This window comes from Streptomyces sp. ADMS (assembly GCF_033441795.1).
Taxonomy (GTDB): Bacteria; Actinomycetota; Actinomycetes; order Streptomycetales; family Streptomycetaceae; genus Streptomyces.
The window spans coordinates 1-308 of sequence record NZ_JAVFVX010000526.1 but is presented as its reverse complement, the minus strand read 5'-3'; the positions used below and the strand labels follow the sequence as shown (position 1 = coordinate 308).

Below are 308 nucleotides of genomic sequence, written 5' to 3'. Positions count from 1 at the left end.
GCCGCGCCATGGAGGCCACCTGGTGCTGCAGCGGAGTCTTCTGCCGCGGAGCCGCCGCGGCCAGCCGGTAGATCCGCCCGAACTCGGTCGTCGCGGCGGTGGCGTAGACCACGGCGCGTCCGGATCCGGCGACGATGTCGGTTCCCATGAACACGCAGTTTCGGGCTTCCAGCGGCGACCCGGCCGCCACCGGATCGGCCGTACAGCTCACAGGGTTGCTCTCCCCGGTCAACGGCGCGTTGTTCACCGCCAACTCGTGCGCCTCGACCACCCGGCAGTCCGCCGGCACGGCGTCCCCGGCCTCCAGC

General features: G+C 72.4%; 1 pseudogene. It reads right to left on the bottom strand.

The features are described 5' to 3' along the window. Positions 1-307: pseudogene (locus RB628_RS41860) on the bottom strand (cation-transporting P-type ATPase); the annotation flags it as partial. Position 308: the final 1 nt, after the last annotated feature.